Source organism: Methylobacterium frigidaeris (assembly GCF_022179185.1).
GTDB lineage: Bacteria > Pseudomonadota > Alphaproteobacteria > Rhizobiales > Beijerinckiaceae > Methylobacterium > Methylobacterium frigidaeris.
Genome location: NZ_BPQJ01000077.1, coordinates 1 through 17646, shown reverse-complemented (window position 1 = coordinate 17646; position 17646 = coordinate 1). Strand labels below are relative to the sequence as shown.

The 17646-nt window shown below is 69.5% G+C and carries 15 protein-coding genes and 2 pseudogenes; 10 read left to right on the top strand and 7 right to left on the bottom strand.

Going from position 1 to position 17646, the window contains the following annotated elements; all coding sequences use genetic code 11:
* Positions 1-469: 469 nt before the first annotated feature.
* Positions 470-793, top strand: a pseudogene (locus tag MFF64_RS34945) (IS21 family transposase); the annotation flags it as partial.
* 1116 nt (positions 794-1909) lie between these two features.
* Here the strand turns inward: MFF64_RS34945 and MFF64_RS34940 are convergent.
* The 5 genes and pseudogenes from MFF64_RS34940 to MFF64_RS34920 form a co-directional block, all read right to left on the bottom strand.
* On the bottom strand, positions 1910-2122 hold the full coding sequence (locus MFF64_RS34940) for a hypothetical protein (protein WP_236013066.1): 213 nt from the start codon (positions 2120-2122) through the stop codon (positions 1910-1912).
* Positions 2123-2214: 92 nt separating this feature from the next.
* On the bottom strand, positions 2215-3549 hold the full coding sequence (locus MFF64_RS34935) for an MFS transporter (RefSeq protein WP_135419908.1): 1335 nt from the start codon (positions 3547-3549) through the stop codon (positions 2215-2217).
* Between the two features lie 7 nt (positions 3550-3556).
* Positions 3557-3820 (bottom strand): annotated as a pseudogene (locus MFF64_RS34930) (nickel/cobalt efflux protein RcnA); the annotation flags it as partial.
* Between the two features lie 427 nt (positions 3821-4247).
* Positions 4248-4619 (bottom strand): DUF305 domain-containing protein, encoded by a 372-nt coding sequence (locus MFF64_RS34925; RefSeq protein WP_060850413.1) that lies wholly within the window; start codon positions 4617-4619, stop codon positions 4248-4250.
* A gap of 331 nt (positions 4620-4950) precedes the next feature.
* Complete coding sequence (locus MFF64_RS34920; RefSeq protein ID WP_164712503.1) at positions 4951-5193, bottom strand: hypothetical protein; 243 nt, start codon at positions 5191-5193, stop codon at positions 4951-4953.
* Between the two features lie 309 nt (positions 5194-5502).
* Between MFF64_RS34920 and MFF64_RS34915 the strand changes: the two genes are divergently transcribed.
* Positions 5503-6111: a sigma-70 family RNA polymerase sigma factor gene (locus MFF64_RS34915; protein WP_099956027.1), complete on the top strand. Its 609-nt coding sequence runs from the start codon at positions 5503-5505 to the stop codon at positions 6109-6111.
* A complete protein-coding gene (locus MFF64_RS34910; protein ID WP_099956028.1) occupies positions 6108-6758 on the top strand; it encodes an NrsF family protein in 651 nt (216 codons plus the stop codon). Before MFF64_RS34915 ends, MFF64_RS34910 begins: the two co-directional genes overlap by 4 nt.
* 65 nt (positions 6759-6823) lie before the next feature.
* Here the strand turns inward: MFF64_RS34910 and MFF64_RS34905 are convergent, their stop codons facing one another.
* Both MFF64_RS34905 and MFF64_RS34900 read right to left on the bottom strand, forming a co-directional pair.
* Complete coding sequence (locus tag MFF64_RS34905; RefSeq protein ID WP_238193667.1) at positions 6824-7723, bottom strand: DUF6036 family nucleotidyltransferase; 900 nt, start codon at positions 7721-7723, stop codon at positions 6824-6826.
* Complete coding sequence (locus MFF64_RS34900; RefSeq protein WP_123834464.1) at positions 7720-8211, bottom strand: hypothetical protein; 492 nt, start codon at positions 8209-8211, stop codon at positions 7720-7722. Before MFF64_RS34900 ends, MFF64_RS34905 begins: the two co-directional genes overlap by 4 nt.
* 117 nt (positions 8212-8328) lie before the next feature.
* On the opposite strand from MFF64_RS34900, the gene MFF64_RS34895 reads away from it, so the two are divergent.
* The 7 genes from MFF64_RS34895 (at position 8329) to MFF64_RS34865 (ending at position 17430) form a co-directional block, all read left to right on the top strand.
* The gene (locus MFF64_RS34895; RefSeq protein WP_060850918.1) at positions 8329-8613 is read left to right on the top strand and encodes a hypothetical protein; all 285 of its coding nucleotides are present in this window, start codon (positions 8329-8331) and stop codon (positions 8611-8613) included.
* 135 nt (positions 8614-8748) lie between these two features.
* A complete protein-coding gene (locus MFF64_RS34890; RefSeq protein WP_099956029.1) occupies positions 8749-9150 on the top strand; it encodes a hypothetical protein in 402 nt (133 codons plus the stop codon).
* Between the two features lie 237 nt (positions 9151-9387).
* Positions 9388-9933, top strand: a complete 546-nt coding sequence (locus MFF64_RS34885; protein ID WP_091891552.1) for a FixH family protein — start codon at positions 9388-9390, stop codon at positions 9931-9933.
* Complete coding sequence (locus MFF64_RS34880) at positions 9933-11462, top strand: efflux RND transporter periplasmic adaptor subunit (RefSeq protein ID WP_135419907.1); 1530 nt, start codon at positions 9933-9935, stop codon at positions 11460-11462. Before MFF64_RS34885 ends, MFF64_RS34880 begins: the two co-directional genes overlap by 1 nt.
* Positions 11459-14623 carry an efflux RND transporter permease subunit gene (locus MFF64_RS34875; RefSeq protein ID WP_135419906.1) on the top strand — a complete coding sequence of 1055 codons (3165 nt, stop codon included), beginning with the start codon at positions 11459-11461 and terminating at the stop codon, positions 14621-14623. Before MFF64_RS34880 ends, MFF64_RS34875 begins: the two co-directional genes overlap by 4 nt.
* Before the next feature lie 50 nt (positions 14624-14673).
* Positions 14674-15144: a DUF411 domain-containing protein gene (locus MFF64_RS34870; protein WP_063111103.1), complete on the top strand. Its 471-nt coding sequence runs from the start codon at positions 14674-14676 to the stop codon at positions 15142-15144.
* Positions 15145-16587: 1443 nt separating this feature from the next.
* Positions 16588-17430 (top strand): outer membrane protein, encoded by an 843-nt coding sequence (locus MFF64_RS34865; protein ID WP_236013063.1) that lies wholly within the window; start codon positions 16588-16590, stop codon positions 17428-17430.
* Positions 17431-17646: the final 216 nt, after the last annotated feature.

Here is a 17646-nt window from a genome sequence, read left to right as displayed (position 1 = left end):
TCAAACCCGGAGGAGTCGTCGCACAAATGGACTTGCCCGGCAATGCACGAACACTTTGATTTAAGATGAAGCGGCGTCGGCGCTCGGCGCTGTTGGAATTCGGTCACAGGCCGTCCCCGCACGCGGCGGATATCGGCCGTCGGGACTTCGGCCGGAGGCTATGGCAGTGCTTGCCTGGCGGTGCATGGTTTGGAAGTCCCCGCGGCACTTGCGATTGTTCATGGTCTCGCCGAGCTCGCGTCGGTGAGGCTGCCGCCAGGGCATCAAGGTGAGCCGGCGCCCCGGTCCGGCCCGCCGAGGCCCTCGTTCCCCCTCGGTGACGACGGGGTCCCAAAACCGATGGCACCGGTCCGCTGAGCTGTGAGATCGCCTGCAATGTTAGCCCCCTGAGGGGCGATTATCGCGTCCAATCCTAGCCCCCTCGTCCCTGGCGATGGACCTCTCTGGCCGAGGGCCGGAGGGACAAAGGATGACGGGTGTGGACACGATCGCGCGGATCCGGTTCGAGCACCATCAAAACGGCAAAGGTATCAAGCGCATCGCCCGCGAGCTGGGCATCGCGCGCGATACGGTGCGCAAGGTGCTGCGCTCGAACGCCACCGTCTTCGCCTACAAACGCGAAGTCCAGCCGCAGCCCAAGCTCGGCACCTTCGTGGCGGTCCTGACGGCGATCCTGGAAGCGGAAGCCAGGCTGCCCCGGCGCGAACGGCGCTCGACCCAGCGCCTTTTCGAGGAGTTGCGCGGGCGCGGCTACGAGGGCGCTCACGACAGCGTGCATCGCTTCGTGAAGACCTGACGGACGACGTAGCACGGCCCGAGCCGCGCTCAGATCCGACAGCAAGGGGGCTAACCTTGGACGCGAAAGAGGGGCTGATCTTCGAAGCGATTTGACACGCTGAGCCGGGCATGCCCATGCGCGCACCGCCGACGTATGTGCAGCGGCGCTCGTGGCGCCGCCCTCCCCCGCAGGCCGCCAGGTTGGCACTTCAAGTCTTCCCGGAAGGGCGCAAGCACGCGTCGGGCCGTGATACTCGGACGCGTGTCCCCGTGGCGTTCCGGGGGGGGGCAATTCCGTGACGGGCGCAGCGCCTGCCGGACACGGACCAGGCACCGAACGAGCCGCGATCCAGACCCTGCCACCGCGTCTCAACGCTGAGCGCCGGCTGGCCGGGGACGCTCGATCAAGACACGTGGGGGCGCCGGCCGGATCGATTCCGTCGTCAGTATGGCGTCCGGCGAACCGAACGCGGGGCGCGAGTTTCGATACCGTTCAGCCCGCCACGACGGGGGGACGTTGTCCCAGGCGCTCGCAATCGCCTGATCCGGTATCTCGGACATCAAGGCGGCGCTCAGAATGGCGGCGCGGATCATGGCTACGTTTCCCATCCTTAAGAAGCTCGACGCTTCCTCGAATGAGTTCGGGCCCGACGCGGGAAGGTTGCAGGCGGTCGCAATCTCTTGGCCTGCGGTCCCAGGGATGGCTTCGGGAACCGCGTCGGGGAGCCCGGCCCAGCGTTGCGGCCTCCTCCCCGTTCTCACGGCCCGGAACGCGCACGCGTTCGCGGCCGGACCGTCGTGGCAGCTCAGATATAAAGGGCAGACGCCGTCCCGGCGTGCCGCCGCACGTGCGGAGCCGGCCGAACGCCGTTTCGCCAAGCGCTTCGCTCAGGGTGATGGCCTCCCCAGCCCGCCGCCTTCGAGACTCGATGTGCCGCGTCACGGCAGCCTGGGACGTCGCGAGACCAGCTCTGGAGGCAACCTCGCCCGAGTTCGAGTCCTTCGGAAGCGGCGCGGTTCCCCCTCCCCCGTCGGGCCGACCCTCGGTCGCGGGGACGGCAACAAATCGCTCTGGGCGGAGCTTGGCGACGAGCCCCGCGTCCCGGGGCGTCCGACGGCCTCTTGCCCCGCCTCACCGCACCGCCATCGGGAAATGCCGCTCGATCAGGGCACAGGCGGCGCGGACGCCCCGCAGGTCCGCCATCCGGTCGAACTCGGCCGCGCCGGCACGCATGGCCGGGGCCCCCGTCCCGGCACCGAGATGCTCGTAGCAGCGCCGTGCCGTGTCCACGATCTCGGGGTTGAAGCGTTCGAAGGCGCACTGGGCCTGCGCCTGCCGCAGCATGCCGTGCATCCTGAGGAAGCCGACGCACTCAACCGCTCCTGCCGGTCCGCAGGCCACGACCAACGCGAGCGCGAGCAGGCGTGCCGCCAGCGTCAACCCGGCCGGGCCGCGGGCCAGCGTTGGTGCAGGTCGTCGATGACGAAGGCGTGGGCATGCCGGCGCGTCCCGACACCGTCCAGGTGCGGATGGCCGGGGTCGAGGTCGGGGTGCGCGTGCTCGACGACGTCCGGGTCAGAAACCGGCCAGAGCGCCGCCGCCGCGGCGATGGCGACCAAGGTCAGCGCGCCCAGCACCGCCAGCGTGACCGGCATGCCCGCCTTCGCGCCGAGCCAACCGGCAAGTGGATAGGTCAAGAGCCAGGCGACGTGCGAGAGCGCGAACTGGGCGGCGAACACGGCCGGGCGGTCGCCGGGCGTCGCGGAGCGCCGGAGCAGCCGTCCGGTCGGGGTCTGCGCGGCGGAGTAGCCGATCCCGAGCGCCAGCCAGGCGGCCAGCAGCATAGGCCAGCCGATGACGCCGCCCCAGGTCGTGGCGGCAAAGCCGAGCAGAACGACGCCGAGGAACGCCGCCGCCGGGAGCATGACCGTGCGGTCGGGCAGCCGGTCGAGCACCCGCGGCAGCAGCAGGGCCGCCAGCATCGAACCGCCCCCGAACAGCCCGAGCGCCACCGCGACGTCGTTCTGGGGCCGTTGCAGGAGGGCCTGCACGATCACCACCGTGTTGACGATGACCATGGAGCCGGCCGCCGCCACCGCGAGGTTCAGGGCGAGAAGCCCGCGCAGCCGCGGCGTGGCGAGGTAGATCCGCAGACCGCGCGTGGTGCGCTCGTAGACCCCCGCCCGGCGCTCGGGCGGCGTCGGGGACGGGAGCGCCACCGAGACGACCAGGACGGCCGAACACAGGAATCCGACGACCGTGCCGCCGAACAGCCAGTGGAAGTCGATGACCGTCAGCAGCAAGGCGGCCAGTGTCGGACTGAGCAGGTTCTCCAGGTCGTAGGCGAGGCGCGAGAGCGACAGCGCCTGGGTGTAGTCACGCTCGTCCGGGAGGATGTCCGGGATGGTCGCCTGGAAGGTCGGCGTGAAGGCCGCCGAGCACGCCTGCAGGACGAACACCAGCAGGTAGACCTGCCAGACCTGGCCGACGAAGGGCAGGATCAGGGCGACGCCGGCCCGGACGAGGTCGGTCGCCACCAGGAAGGCGCGGCGGGGCAACTGCCCGGTGAAGGCGTTCGCGATGGGCGCCACCAGCACGTAGGCCACCATCTTGATGGCGAGCGCCGTGCCCAGCACCGCCCCGGCCTCCGCGCCGGCCAGCTGATAGGCCAGCAGACCGAGGGCCATCGTCAGCAGGCCTGTGCCGATCAGGGCGATGACCTGCGCGGCGAACAGGTGGCGGTAGGTGCGGTTCGCGAGGACGCTCAACATGCCGGCCTCAGGGAAAACCGACCGGCCGGTAGAGCCAGGCCGCGAGCGTGGTCGCCTCGTGGTGGCGACCCTGCCCTCCGAGCCAGCCGGTATAGAGGCCGACCGGCACGATCAGGACGGCAGAGGCATAGGGGGCCCGGTGTGCGAAGGCACCGAACCCAGGCCAGCGCGAGGCGGCGTGCCGGACGCCCAACGCCGCCAGTACCCCGGCCGACACCATGGTGAGCGCCAAGCCGATGCCGAAGCAGGCGACCAGAACGAAGCAAAGCGTCGGTAACGCTTGAGGCGGCGGAGTGTCTTTCCTCTAGCGTCGGCGACGCTTCTTGAGTTGAACGCCCTTGGACCGCCGACGCGCCAAGTGAGGCAGTTCGCAGGAGCCTATGACACGGCAATTTGCCCGGCCGCAATCCCACGTGATCCGGCGTCTCAGTAGGGCCGAGCCTCGGGGACCGGGCCCGATGCCGAGCGGCCGGGGCGCGGGCGCGCCCGAGCGATAAGGGATCGCGTGACGCCACCCGGCCTCTCCCCGCCTCCGGCCGCGTCCGTGGGCGCTTCCGGAGGCGGGGAGAGGCGCGTCTGTCCGTCTTGATCTCGACCTGCTCGGATGCCGTCGGGCGGCGGCAGGCGGTCCGGCAGCCCAGCCGTCGAAGTGCCGACCTGGCCTGTCTGCAGTCCGAGGCCGAGCCGACGGCCGAAGGCTATTTTTCCTTGCGGATCTTAGCCTGAATCTCGCGCAGGCTCTTCTCGTTCTCCTCCTTCGTCTTGCGGGCTTCCTTCACGACCGTCTCGTCCTTCGAGTGCTTGATGGCGGCCTCGGACATGTCGACCGCGCCCTGGTGGTGCGCCGCCATGCCTTTCATCCAGGCGAGGTCGGGATCGGGATCCATCATCCCCTGCATCATCGCCTTGTTCATCTTGTCCATGGCCTCCATGGAGGCCTTCTGCAGTGGGCCCATGTTCTTCATGTCCATGTCCGACATGGACGCGCCCTGGCCGCCTTGGGCAAACGACGGCATCGCGCCGGGAGCCATGATCGCCATGGCAACGAGCGCGGTTCTCACGACCTTCATGCGTGCCTCTCTCTTCTGTACCCTACGGGGGTACAACCCGGTTGGAGTGGTCCAAGTTCGCGGTCGGCACGCCTTTCTGTGCGGCCCGGTCCCATGCCGAACTCGGCCGCGCGTCGGTGCCCGCCGGCCGGCCACCCGCCTGTCCTCGGCGGGCGACCGCCGCGGTCGGCCGCGACGCCGCGGGCGCGCCGCACGACCGGAGAGAGCGCGCCGCCCGGTCAGGAGGCGAGCGGATCGGTGATCGACAGGCTCCTCGGTTTACGCGGGCACCCGCCGCCGGGAAAGAACCGGCGACGGGGGACCCGGTCAGTCCCGGCTTCGGCGTTCCCCGTCAGTGGCGCTCCTCGCCGTGGTGGCCGCCCTCGCGCACGACTTCATGATGTTCCTCGCGATGGACCGCCTCGCCACGGTGGCCATGCGTCTCCCTGCGCTCGATGATGTGGCCGTGGCGCTCCGCGCCGTGGTGGTCGGCATGGCCGATCCCGACCTCGTCGAGGGCGCGGGCTGGCCCTGCCGCGGACCCGAACCCGGCCGTGGCGACCATGAGCAATCCGACCTGCAACAACCTAGGCATCTCGTCATCTCCATCCTTGCTCGGAGGCTCAAGAAACGCTCTTGGCCTTAAATACGATCCGGGGGTATATCGCGACGCTGGCCTCTCTCGCGGCGTTCCGCGCGGGGCACTGTAACCGGCCGCTCATGCGCTACGGATTGTCCCTAGTGGGCATTCGGTTCAGGCGAGACGGCCGGACGAGCGCGGCCGCGCCGGTCGGCCATGTCTCGTCGCGGGTTTGCCGGAGGCGGCGGAGCGGCGGCTGCGCGGCCCGCGGCGTTTATTCCGGGCGGGCACGCTCGTGTCGGGCGCGGGGCGGGCCGCAAGGACATGTCCAGTGACCGGGTCGGTGGCGGCTTCCGCGGATCGGCCGAGAGAGGCGTCTTGATCGGTCAGGAAAACGAGTTGCGGGCCTTGCTGTCGTCCGGCCTGGCCGGAAGCGCGACGGACTACCGCCTGTTCCTGGAGCGGCTTGGGCCGCACCTGAGGGCTTACTTCAAGGGTAAGCTCGCCCGCTCCGGACGCGCGGCGCCGGAAGCGGAGGATCTCGTCCAGGAAACGTTGATGGCGGTCCACACGCGACGGCACACCTACGATGTCGGCCAGCCGGTCACGCCCTGGCTTTACGCGATCGCGCGCTACAAGCTCATCGACCACCTGAGACGCACGCGCGCCTCGCTCGCCGACGTGCCCGTGGAGGACGCGGGCGAACTGGTCGCGCATGACGACCACGCCGCCGTAGAGAGCACGCTCGACGTCGAGCGTCTGCTCGGTCAGCTTCCGGGCAAGATGCGGCAGGCGATCCGGGCCATGAAGGTCGAAGGCCTGAGCGTGGCCGAGGCCGCGGCGCGCTCCGGCATGTCGGAATCGGCCATCAAGGTCAGCGTCCACCGCGGGTTGAAGGCGTTGGCCGCCATGGCAGGAGGCAAAGGGGAATGAAGACCGACGAACTCATCGGCTTGCTCGGCGCGAGCTTCGCCAGCGAGCCTGCCAAGTCTCCTGGCATGCTGCGGCGGATCGCGCTCGGGGCCGCCATCGGGGCCGCCGGGGCGCTCTGCCTCGCCCTTCTCGCATTGGGCGTCCGGCCTGACTTGGGTGAAGGCAAGTCACTGACCTTCCTCCTGGCCAAGCTGGCCTTCGCCCTCGCCGTCGGTGGCCTAGCCCTGCGTTACCTCGGTCGCATCGCTCGCCCAGGGGGCGAGAGGAGGGTGCATCTCGGCATCGCGGCCCTGCCGTTCGCGGCTGTCATGGTCCTCGCTGCCCTCAGCCTCGCCAACGCGCCGGCGGCACACTGGGGGACCATGCTCACCGGCCACATGTGGCTCGAATGCCTCATCTCCATCCCGGTGATCGCGGTGGTCCCCTTCGCGACCCTGATGTGGGTGGTCCGGAAGTTCGGCGCGCCGACGGACCTCGTCCGGGCCGGGGCCCTGGTCGGGCTCGCTTCGGGAGGTGTGAGCGCGATGGGCTACGCGATTCACTGCATGGACGACACCGTGCCCTTCATCGCGCTCTGGTACGGCGGCACGATTGCCCTCTGCACGCTGGCGGGCGCGCTTCTCGGGCCTCGCCTGCTGCGCTGGTAAGGCCGTCGGCTCACCCATACGCAAAAGCGAACCGCTCCCGGCCCGCCGCGCTCTTCAGGGGCGGGTCAGCCCGGAGGCGTCCAGTTCGGCCGTGGGTACCCGGACAGGTCACCGTGTCGCGCGGCGCGGACGCGCGGATGTGCATCCCACGCCTCCTGCGTCAGCTCCTCCCCGTCGATCAGGAAGGCGCTCGCCCCGTCCTGTGCCACCACCGCGGGGCCGAGAGGATTATCGAGGATATCGTAGAGCCCGGCCGCCTCGTTCCAGGCGCGGACCGAAACCGAACGGCGCTCGTCCATGAGGAAGGCGCAGTGCGTCCCCGCGGGATGGGGTGGCAGGACAGCCCCTGCCCGCACGGGTGCAGCGGTCGCGCGCCCGGGAGGCGAGGGAAGGCCGGCGAGGAAGGCGAGCGCACGCTGTGCCAGAACCTCCTCGAACCCGCATTCCGCTACGCGCGCCTGGATGACGGCAAGGTCGAGAGGCCGGGCCCGATGGTAGGCCGCGATGTAGTCCCTATCCTTGTCGGCGAGGCGGGCGAGCTTGGAAACGATCAGGTCCTCCGGGCCGGGGGCCACCACCGTCACGGTCGCCGTGCCGTGGCCTCTCACCTCCCGCACCACCGCGCGCGAGGGCCACGAGGGCGGCAGGCGGGCGGTGCGGTCGTCGACGCCGTCGATGTAGAAACCGTGCGCCGTGTGGAAGTGCGAGCCCTCGCCGAAGATCACGGAGATCTCTTCGGATGCCTCCGCGAGGTCGTCGTCTTGGGCTGCCTCCCAGGCCCGAGCGTTGGCGGGATAGGCGTCGATCTCGGGCGACATGCACATCGTGACCGGCGCGCCGGGCCAGCCCACGAGGATGCCCTGGCTGCCGACGACCACCACGGTGCGAGCCTTGAAGTGCAACGCCAGCGAACGGGCTGTGCGCTCCAGGTCCGCGACCGTCCGGATCTCAATCGGATGGCTCACGCCGGAACGGAGGAGCCTTGGCGGCCGGCATGCGCCGCGCGTTGGGCGGCCGCGCCTTTACGTGCCAGGCGCCAGATCCGCTTCCGGACGTTCGGGTCGCGCACGAACGACACGCCCTCCCCTTCCAGGAACGGCGAGGACAGCCGAAGCCGCTGCATACCCTCGTCCCGCCGGGTGAGGAGTTGCCGGATCGTCCCCGGCGGCTGCCCAAGGATCTCGCGCCACTCGGAGACGAAGGTGCGCTCGGGGTAGTCCGCCTCAAGCCGCATGACGGCCATCTTGGCGCTATCGAGGATGCCCGGGTCGCGCGCGAGCCGACGCGCCACCAGCCGATGGATCATCAGCTTGGCACGGTCGTTCACGACTTCCCTGTTTACCTCGGGACGCACGGGATGCCTCCGGAGCCGCTCGTGTTTCGGACGGTGGCCATTATGCCCGACGCCCGGAAACCCGACAACGTCGAAATCGAGGCTCGGTTCGGCGTCCACAGAGCCTTGGCTCTCCGGGGAGGCAGGGCTCGGTCCTCTGTAACCCAGGATCTGCGGGTCCCGAAGTCGTTCGTAGCGGCGCCTCGAAGGCATACGCAAACGACGATGGAGCATTCGATGAAGTACATCCTTGCAGCCCTGGCGGCCTCCACGATCATGACGGGCGGCGCTTGGGCGCATCCGCGGCTGACCGGCGAGGCCGTTCCCTCGGCAGGCTGGAGCGTCCTGGAAGGCCCAACGGGAGCCGCGCCCGAGGTGACGGGCAGCCTCGGCCGCGTTTGGGAGGGGCGTGATCTCCAGGGACGGGACCTGAGGAGCAGCACGCGCGGAAATGCCCAGTTCCCCGAGCGTCCCGCCGCGGCCCAGAACCTCGGCACCACTTCGGGTGGACCCGCGTTCTAATCAACGTCGGGCACGTTGCGGGAACGGCTGTAACCCGTGGGCCCGCACCCGCGAACTTGTATTCGCCGGACTCGTCGCGAGCCCGGCGCGTCCGGGGCTAGGCAAAGCCCCCGATCAGTGGGAGCTTGGGAGCGGATGTCGATCCGATCCACCATAGCGCGCCTGCTCACGGCCCTCGCCGTGCTCGGCCTGATCGCCGGGGCGTCCGTCGCCCCCGCGCAGGCGCGCGCCTTCGTGGGCGACGGCGTTCAGCGGGGCATGGTCGCTCAGCAAGGTGGCGTCACGACGCCACACGTCGCGCCGATGCCCGACGACATGTCGTGCTGCGATCCCGAGCCCTCGGGCCCGGACTGCCGCGACACCAAGGCCTGCCCCTTCGCGGCGGCCTGCGCCGCGAAGATCGTGCCGGGGATCCTGCCCTCCCCGCCTGCCGATGGCGGCCCGGTCGCTCCGGTCCTCCTGCCCGTTCGGCAGGACCATATCGGGCCGAGTTTGGCCGCAGCCCCGCAGGCCCCCCCTCCCAAACCGCGTTCCTGAGCACGCCCGAGAGCGGTGCCGCCCCGTGCGTGAGCATGCACGGCAGCCTTCGCGCACCGCCGCGCCGCGACGGCCCGAACGGTCGGGCTCCCGCATCCAGACGCTCCGGAACAGGATCATCCCCGTGTCCACCGAACATCCCGCATCCCCGCGGCCGCGTCCTGCCCCGGCGCATCCCGCACGCCCCGAGCCACGCGCGGCCCGTCTCCCCATCCTCTCAGTCCCAAGGATGGCGCCATGACGGGCCGGGAGGATTTTTTCGATGCTTACCAGGAGGACCGGCCGGCAGTGCGAGGCGCTTGGCTCCTGCTCGGGCTCGTCCTCATCGTAGCAGCCCTAGCGGGAGCCGGCGCCGGCTACGGGCTCGCGCGCGGCGCATGGGTCATTCCCGGCGCGGTCGCGGCACGGCTTCCGGAACCGGTCGCGGCGTGGCTGCCCAAGGGCGCGCCACTCATGCCCCCAAACCTCAAGGATTATTCCTTCGAGCTCCTGGATCCCGAGACTAAATCGGGCGAGGCGACACTCAGGGTGCGTCTGCTCGACAAGCGCGCCGGCAAGCCCGTGGCCGACGCGCTTGTCTACGCCCGACGCCTCGACATGGCACCCGACGGGATGCCGACGATGACGGGTAAGATGAAGCCAGAGGCGAGCCCGGAGCCGGGCATCTACGCCTTCAGGGCCAATCTGGCGATGGATGGCCGCTGGCGCCTCTCGCTGGCCGCGAAGGTGCCGGGCGAGACCGGCACCGTCCAAGACCAACTCGTGCTCAGGGCCGTCGAGTGATGGACCAGACGACACCGATCCACCTGGCGCGGCGACGTGACCGCGCGCACCCGGGCGGCCAGGCGAAGGCGTGGGTCGCGGCCCTCGTTCTCCTGCCCCTCGCCGTCGGCGGCGGCGCCCTCGCCGGGCTGAAGGCCGGCGAGGCGGGATGGCCCCTGCCGGCATGGTTCCCAGCCTCGGTCTCCGGTCTGCTCGTCGGTCGCGACGCGAAGCCGGCCGCGGCCGCGGATGCGCCCGTGCTCTACTACCGTGACCCCGACGGAAAGGCGGCCTACGCGCTCGCCCCGGCGCGGACGCCCGACGGACGCGACTACCTTCCGGTGCATGTCGGCGAGGATGTCGACTTCGAGCCGCGGCCCGCAGCGGCGAAGGAAGCCACGGCGAACGCCACCTACGCCGCGCCCCCGGCCGTGGGCCGGAAGATCCTCTACTACCGCAACCCAATGGGCCTGCCCGACACCTCGCCGGTGCCGAGGAAGGACTCGATGGGGATGGACTACCTCCCCGTCTACGAGGGCGAGGCCGAGGACGGGAACACCGTCAAGATCTCGCCCGGCAAGGTCCAGCGCACCGGCGTGCGCACCGAGCGGGCCGAACGTCGCGTCGTCAGCCGACCGGTGCGGGTCCCCGGCACCGTCACGCTCGACGAGCGGCGCGTCACCGTCGTGGCGACACGCTCGGATGCCTACGTCGACCACGTCGAGAACGTGACGACGGGCGACCGGGTGCGGAAGGGCCAGCCCCTGGTCCACGTCTACTCGCCCGAGATCAACGCGGCCGCCGCCCAGCTCATCGCCAATCCCGGCTTCGACGGGGCCCGGCGGCGCCTGCAGAACCTGAACGTCTCGGAGGAGGTGATCAACGAGATGGAGCGGACCCGGAAGGTGCCGATGGCCATCACTTGGTCCGCGCCCCGGGACGGCCTCGTCCTGCAGCGCACTGCCATCGAGGGCATGAAGGCTGCGGCCGGCGACACCCTGTTCCGGATCGGCGACATCTCGACGATGTGGGTGTTGGCCGAGGTACCCGAGTACGACCTCGGCAGCGTCAAGGTTGGCCAGCCCGTCAGCGTGCGCGTGCGCTCGCTGCCCGGGCGTAGCTTCGCCGGTAAGATCGGGCTGATCTACCCGCAGGTGAACGCCCAAACCCGCACCACCCGCGTGCGGGTCGAATTGCCGAACCCCGACGGGGTGCTCCTGCCCGATATGTATGCCGACGTCGAGATCGGGACCGGGGCGACGAAGCCCGTCGTCGCGGTCCCGAACGATGCCATCATCGACACGGGCGCGCGCCAGGTCGTGCTCGTCGACAAGGGCGAGGGCCGCTTCGAGCCGCGCGAGGTCAAGGTCGGCGCCCGCGGCGAGGGGTACACCGAGATCCGCGAGGGCGTGCAGGCCGGCGAGCAAGTCGTGACCGCGGCCAACTTCCTGATCGACGCGGAGAGCAACCTGAAGGCGGCGCTGCAGAGCATGGCGGCGCCCAAGCCCCCCACCGAGCCGCGGGCGCAGGCCGAGGAGAAGCCAGAATGATCGCGCGCCTCATCGGCTGGTCGGCCCGCAACCTCGTCCTGGTGCTGATCGGGACCGTCTTCGTGGTGGCGGCCGGTCTCTACAGCGTGCGCACCCTGCCGCTCGATGCTATCCCGGACCTCTCGGACGTGCAGACCATCGTCTACACCGAGTACCCGGGGCAGGCGCCCCAGGTCGTCGAGGACCAGGTCACCTACCCGCTGACCACCGCCATGCTGACGGTTCCGAAGTCGAAGGTGGTACGCGGCTTCTCCTTCTTCGGGGTCTCGTTCGTCTACGTCATCTTCGAGGACGGCACCGACCCGTACTGGGCCCGCTCGCGCGTGCTCGAATACCTGAGCGCGGCCGGCAAGCGCCTGCCGACCGGCGTGACGCCGACGCTCGGGCCCGACGCGACGGGGGTGGGCTGGGTCTACCAGTACGCCATCGTGGCCAAGCAGCAGACGCTCGCCGAGCTGCGCTCGCTTCAGGACTGGGTGGTGCGCTTCGGGGCCTCGCGCGCCGAGGGCGTGGCCGAGGTCGCGGGCGTCGGCGGCTTCGTGAAGCAGTACAACGTCGTCGTCGATCCGAACCGCCTGCGCGCCCAGGGCATCCCGCTCAGCAGGCTCCGGGAGGCGATCCGGTCGAGCAACGCGGATGTCGGCGGCCGCACGGTCGAGCTCTCCGAGTTCGAGTTCATGGTGCGCGGGCGCGGCTACCTGAAGAGCGTCGCCGACATCGAGAACATCGTGCTGAAGACCGAGGCCGGCACCCCGCTGCGGGTGCGGGACATCGCCCGGGTCGAGCTCGGGCCGGACGAGCGGCGCGGCATCACCGAGCTGAACGGCGAGGGCGAGGTCGCGGGCGGCATCATCCTGCAGCGCTTCGGCGCCAATGCCCTCAACGTCATCGAGGGCGCCAAGCAGCGCCTGGCCGAGGTCGCCGCGAGCCTGCCGAAGGGCACCGAGATCCTGCCGGTCTACGACCGCTCGCAGCTGATCGAGGCGGCCATCGACACCCTGAAGCACACGCTGGTCGAGGAGAGCATCATCGTGGCGCTCGTCTGCATCGTGTTCCTGCTGCACCTGCGCAGCGCGCTGGTGGCCATCCTGATGCTGCCGGTCGGCATCCTGATGGCGCTCGGCGCGATGCATCTCCTTGGGATCGGCGCCAACATCATGTCGCTGGGCGGCATCGCCATCGCGGTCGGGGCCATGATCGACGCCGCCATCGTCATGATCGAGAACGCCCACAAGCACCTGGAGCGGGCGCCCCCGGGCAAGCCCCGGGTCGAGATCCTGGTGGAGGCCGCGGCCGAGGTCGGCCCCTCGCTGTTCTTCTCCCTTCTGGTGATCACGGTAAGCTTCCTGCCGATCTTCACCCTGGAGAGCCAGGAGGGGCGCCTGTTCGGGCCGCTCGCCTTCACCAAAACCTTCGCCATGGCGGCGGCCGCGCTCCTGTCGGTGACCCTGGTGCCGGCCCTAATGGTACTGTTCGTGCGCGGGCGCATCATCCCCGAGCACCGCAACCCGCTGAACCGCCTGCTGATCTGGGTCTACCGCCCGGTCATCAGGGTCGTGCTCCGGGCCAAGGTACTGACCATCCTGCTGGCGGTGGCAGCGCTCGGCCTGACCATCTGGCCGGCCCGCCAGCTCGGCTCCGAGTTCATGCCGGACCTGAACGAGGGCACCCTGATGTACATGCCCACGACCCTGCCGGGCATCTCGGTGACCCAGGCCGGGGAGCTGCTGGCGACCCAGGACCGCATCATCAAGTCCTTCCCCGAGGTGGCCTCCGTCTACGGCAAGGCGGGGCGCGCCTCGACGGCGACGGACCCCGCCCCCACCGAGATGTTCGAGACCATCATCACCCTGAAGCCGAAGGCGGAGTGGCGTCCCGGCGTGACGCTGGCGAGCCTCAAGGCCGAGATGGACAAGGCCCTGCAGTTTCCCGGTGTGTCAAATGCTTGGACGCAGCCGATCCGGGCCCGCATCGACATGCTCTCGACCGGCATCCGCACGCCGGTCGGCATCAAGATCTACGGCACCGACCTGACCGAGATGGAGAAGGTCGCCCGGCAGGTCGAGGCGGTCGTGCGCAACGTGCCGGGCACGTCGAGCGCCTACGCGGAGCGGGTCATCGGCGGCTACTTCCTCGACATCACGCCGGACCGGGAGGCGCTCGGGCGCTACGGCCTCATGGTCGGGGACGTGCAGGACATCATCGCGACGGCGCTCGGCGGCGAGAGCGTCACGAACACGGTCGAGGGCCGCGAGCGCTACACCGTCAACGTGCGCTACCCGCGCGCCTTCCGTTCAAATCCGCAATCCATCGCCACCGAAGTGCAGGTGCCGTTGCCGGCCGGCGGCACGATTCCGCTGGGCGAGGTGGCCAAGATCCAGCTGACCCGGGGGCCGACCTCGATCCGCACCGAGAACGGACAGCTCGCGGTCTACATCTTCGTCGACCTGAGCGGGCGCGATCTCGGCGGCTACGTCGCCGAGGCCCGGAACGCGGTCAACACGGAGGTCCAGCTCCCGCAGGGCATGAGCATCCAGTGGAGCGGGCAGTTCGAGTACCTGGAGCGGGCGGAGGCCAGGCTGAAGATCGTGGTGCCCGTGACCCTGCTCGTCATCTTCCTGCTCCTCTACCTCAACTTCCGGCGCCTGACCGAGACGCTCATCGTCATGCTGTCCCTGCCCTTCGCCCTGGTCGGCGGGGTGTGGCTGATGTGGTGGATGGGCTTCAACATGTCCGTCGCGGTGGCGGTGGGATTCATCGCGCTCGCCGGCGTTGCCGCGGAGACCGGCGTGATCATGCTGGTCTACCTCGACCATGCCTGGGACGAGCGGCGGGCCGCCGCCCTGGCCGCCGGGCGGGAGACCACGCGTGCGGACCTGTACCAAGCCATCATGGTGGGGGCGGTCGAGCGGGTGCGCCCGAAGATGATGACGGTCGTCGCCATCATGGCGGGCCTGCTGCCCATCCTCTGGAGCTCCGGCGCGGGGTCGGAGATCATGCAGCGGATCGCGGTGCCCATGATCGGCGGCATGGTCTCCTCGACCGTGCTGACCCTCGTCGTGATCCCGGCCATCTACGGGCTCGTGAAGGGACGGAGGTTGGCGCTTCGGCAGGAAGGGTCGGCCGCCGTGCAAGCGGGGCTTCCCCGGGCCGCCGAGTGAGCGGGGCTGGACAGGCCGTCCCGGCGGCCGTGAGAAGACAGGAGTCGATTATGAGCGAACTATTCCGACCGTCCCGGCGCATCGTGGTCCTCGGCCTGGCGGCGGTCGGCGTACAGGCGGCATGGGCGGAGGATCTACCGGAGGTCGTCGCCACGAAGGACCCGAGCTGCGGTTGCTGCGAGGCCTGGGTCAAGCACCTGCGCGACGAGGGTTTTCGCGTCCAGGTCGTGAACGCCCCAGTGAACCCGGTCAAGGCGAGGCTCGGGGTGCCGCGGGAGCTGGCCTCGTGCCACACGGCCCAGGTCGGCGGCTACGTCATCGAGGGGCACGTGCCCGCGTCGGCCATCAAGCGGCTGCTCTCGGAGAAGCCGTCCGCCACCGGCCTCGCCGTGCCCGGCATGCCGGTCGGCTCGCCCGGCATGGAGGTCGAAGGGGTGGAGCCGGCCACCTACGAGGTGGTGCTGTTCGGCCCCGGCGGGCGCACCACCTTCGCGCGGTTTCGCGGCGGGCAGGCCGTCTAGCCGGGCATGGCGGCACGCCACCGTGGCAAGCGGGGGGATTCTTGGCCGAGGTCGACCGGAACGCTGCGGCTTTGACCTTCGAGCACGACGCGGACGACGGCGTGTCTTGCGGGGGCGGCCCGTGCACCGCCGTCGCCATCGTCAACGAGAGCGGAACATTGGCCTGCTTGTGCCAATTCGGCAACGTCCGCCACAGGCGGAGGAGCCGAGGCGGTTCCTGTCGAGGGCTACCGAGGCAAGCGACATCGACGATCTCGTCGAGGTGAGGATTGGGTGCGGTGACGATGCCGACCCTGAGACATCGACGTAGGTTAACCAACGGGAGCGCGACGGCACTGGCGGCGGTGCTGGTCTTCCTAACCCGGGGCCCACCCACCGCTGTGGCTGGACGCAGGGGCCCACAACGTCGCGGTCGTCGCGAGCCCAGCCAACATCTGGTTCGAACCGGGGCACCCGAACCGGGCGCCGCGCCGAGACGGCGGCCTTGGGACTGTGCGGTCGAAGAGGCGACCGCCCTCGCGTGGCGACCTCCGGCAAAACAGCAGGGTCGCGCCGCTAATCCTCGATCCAAGCGGCCAGCCGAAGGACACGACGCGGCGGTCGTCCCTCGGCCCACCGGCTCGGGCCGGACGCGCCCTTCTAGACTTGCCGGCGCCACCCGGCAACGACGCGCCCGGACCGGCTTGCCCGATGTAAGTTCAGGCCGAACGGCACGGGAGACCCAGATAGATGTACCAACCCCCTTGAAGCCGTCGGCGCACGCACTGGTCCCGTGATGCAAACGAGCGCTCCGTCCGGTTCTATTGGCCGAAGCAAGCATATGAGGGGCCATGGTGACACGTGCCGTGATCATGACGCGTGAAGTGGTTGTAGAAGCCACGGGAATGGGCGAGGTGCTCGCACTCGTGATAGGAATAAACGCAGCCGAGAAAGACTGGGCGGTAATGTACCCGGATTGTCCTGCCGGTCGGTGCGAGGCCGGCGGTCGAACCGATGTCGGATGCTCCACCGTAGGGTGGCCGTGACATCCGAAAGCCCACGGCACCTGCCCCGGTCGGGGCCAAGGCCAGGGCGAGTGCGGAGATGTGGAGAACTCGTCTGAGCATCGCGCATCCCTTCCTGCTGGTTTCCTGCCGTTGAACTCCCCCTTCGGGAGCAAGTAACGCACGAGCGGCGGGGCACGGTCGCACACCCCTAAGGGGTAATCGGCATGGCCGGACCGCGAATCCCCCGGAACGCAGGGCGTTTGAAGCCTGTCCGGACGCGCATAACCGCGTCTTCAGGCACTACGTGCACGCCTTACCCTTAAAAACCTCATCTTCCGCCGTCAATGGCGGCAGCCCTTCAGCAATTACCCCTGCGGGGTAATTAAGGGGAAATCAACCATGCGGTGGGAGGGTTAGGTAAAGAGGACTGTGGGTGAAGGACTGGACAATGGGTGGAATGGGTTGCATCGTGAGAACGCTCGGGCTGCTCGGCTTCGGCCTGATCTCCGCAACGTTCGTGGCGCCGTCACACGCGGCCGACCTGCCGCCGGTCGCGCCGCTGCCGGACCTGCGCGGAGCACTCGCGCCGGAGGCCGAGGTTTCCGGCTTTTACCTCCGCGGCGACATCGGTTTCAGCAACCAATCCGTGGAACGGCTCTCCAACAGCCTGGACGCGCTCGGGACGATCGAGAAGGTCAATCTCGGTTTCGCGGGCGCCCCGCTCGCGGGCGTCGGCGCCGGCTACCGCTTCGGCCGGTGGTTTCGGGCCGACGTCGCAGGCGAGTATCGCAGCGCCGCTGCGTTCACCGGGCTTGAACGCTACCGCGACGCGAGACTGCCGCTCGGTTACGGCACCGACGAGTACACCGCGTCGAAACGTGAATTGGCCGTGCTTCTCAACGGCTACGTCGATCTCGGCAATTGGTACGGCCTCACGCCGTTCCTGGGCGCCGGCGTCGGCGCGGTGCGGCTTACGCTCGACAATTTCAAGGACACGAACGTCGTCACGCAGGGCCTGGCCTACGCGAAGGCAGGCTCGAAGACGAACCTTGCGTGGGCGTTGCACGCGGGTGTCGGCTACGAGGTGAGCCCGAACTTCACGGTCGAGCTCGCATACCGCTACCTCAATCTCGGAGACGGAAAGACCGGCACGGTCTACAACTATGCCGGCCAGTGCGGGTCTTGCGAGGCGCTGACCTTCAAGAACGTCGATTCGCACGACGTGAAGCTCGGCTTGCGCTGGGCACCATGGGCCGCGACCGCCCCGGCCGAGCAGGCGCCGCTGGTGCGCCGGTACTGAGGTCGCGCGGTCCCGCACGGCACTCGCGCCGGTGGCGGGCTCCCCCGAGCCGGGACGGCGGCGACCACGCGGGCAGGATGGGGGGCGTGCGCGGCAGGGGCGATTGGCTGGCAGCCTCAAATCGCCAGGAAACGGCTTCGGACGCTCCACCAACAGCAGAAGTGTTCGTGCGTTGCCGATATTGGCGGCCTGTGCAAGGATCGGCCTGGGTAAGAG

What these genes read in the sequence shown, in the direction of transcription:
- MFF64_RS34885 (WP_091891552.1), top strand. Translation starts at nt 9,388, where the DNA reads ATGACGGGCCGGGAGGATTTTTTCGATGCTTACCAGGAGGACCGGCCG.
- MFF64_RS34870 (WP_063111103.1), top strand. Translation starts at nt 14,674, where the DNA reads ATGAGCGAACTATTCCGACCGTCCCGGCGCATCGTGGTCCTCGGCCTG.
- MFF64_RS34895 (WP_060850918.1), top strand. Translation starts at nt 8,329, where the DNA reads ATGAAGTACATCCTTGCAGCCCTGGCGGCCTCCACGATCATGACGGGC.
- MFF64_RS34865 (WP_236013063.1), top strand. Translation starts at nt 16,588, where the DNA reads ATGGGTTGCATCGTGAGAACGCTCGGGCTGCTCGGCTTCGGCCTGATC.
- MFF64_RS34920 (WP_164712503.1), bottom strand. Translation starts at nt 5,193, where the DNA reads ATGCCTAGGTTGTTGCAGGTCGGATTGCTCATGGTCGCCACGGCCGGG.
- MFF64_RS34940 (WP_236013066.1), bottom strand. Translation starts at nt 2,122, where the DNA reads ATGCTGCGGCAGGCGCAGGCCCAGTGCGCCTTCGAACGCTTCAACCCC.
- MFF64_RS34925 (WP_060850413.1), bottom strand. Translation starts at nt 4,619, where the DNA reads ATGAAGGTCGTGAGAACCGCGCTCGTTGCCATGGCGATCATGGCTCCC.
- MFF64_RS34915 (WP_099956027.1), top strand. Translation starts at nt 5,503, where the DNA reads ATGTCCAGTGACCGGGTCGGTGGCGGCTTCCGCGGATCGGCCGAGAGA.
- MFF64_RS34880 (WP_135419907.1), top strand. Translation starts at nt 9,933, where the DNA reads ATGGACCAGACGACACCGATCCACCTGGCGCGGCGACGTGACCGCGCG.
- MFF64_RS34875 (WP_135419906.1), top strand. Translation starts at nt 11,459, where the DNA reads ATGATCGCGCGCCTCATCGGCTGGTCGGCCCGCAACCTCGTCCTGGTG.
- MFF64_RS34890 (WP_099956029.1), top strand. Translation starts at nt 8,749, where the DNA reads ATGTCGATCCGATCCACCATAGCGCGCCTGCTCACGGCCCTCGCCGTG.
- MFF64_RS34935 (WP_135419908.1), bottom strand. Translation starts at nt 3,549, where the DNA reads ATGTTGAGCGTCCTCGCGAACCGCACCTACCGCCACCTGTTCGCCGCG.
- MFF64_RS34910 (WP_099956028.1), top strand. Translation starts at nt 6,108, where the DNA reads ATGAAGACCGACGAACTCATCGGCTTGCTCGGCGCGAGCTTCGCCAGC.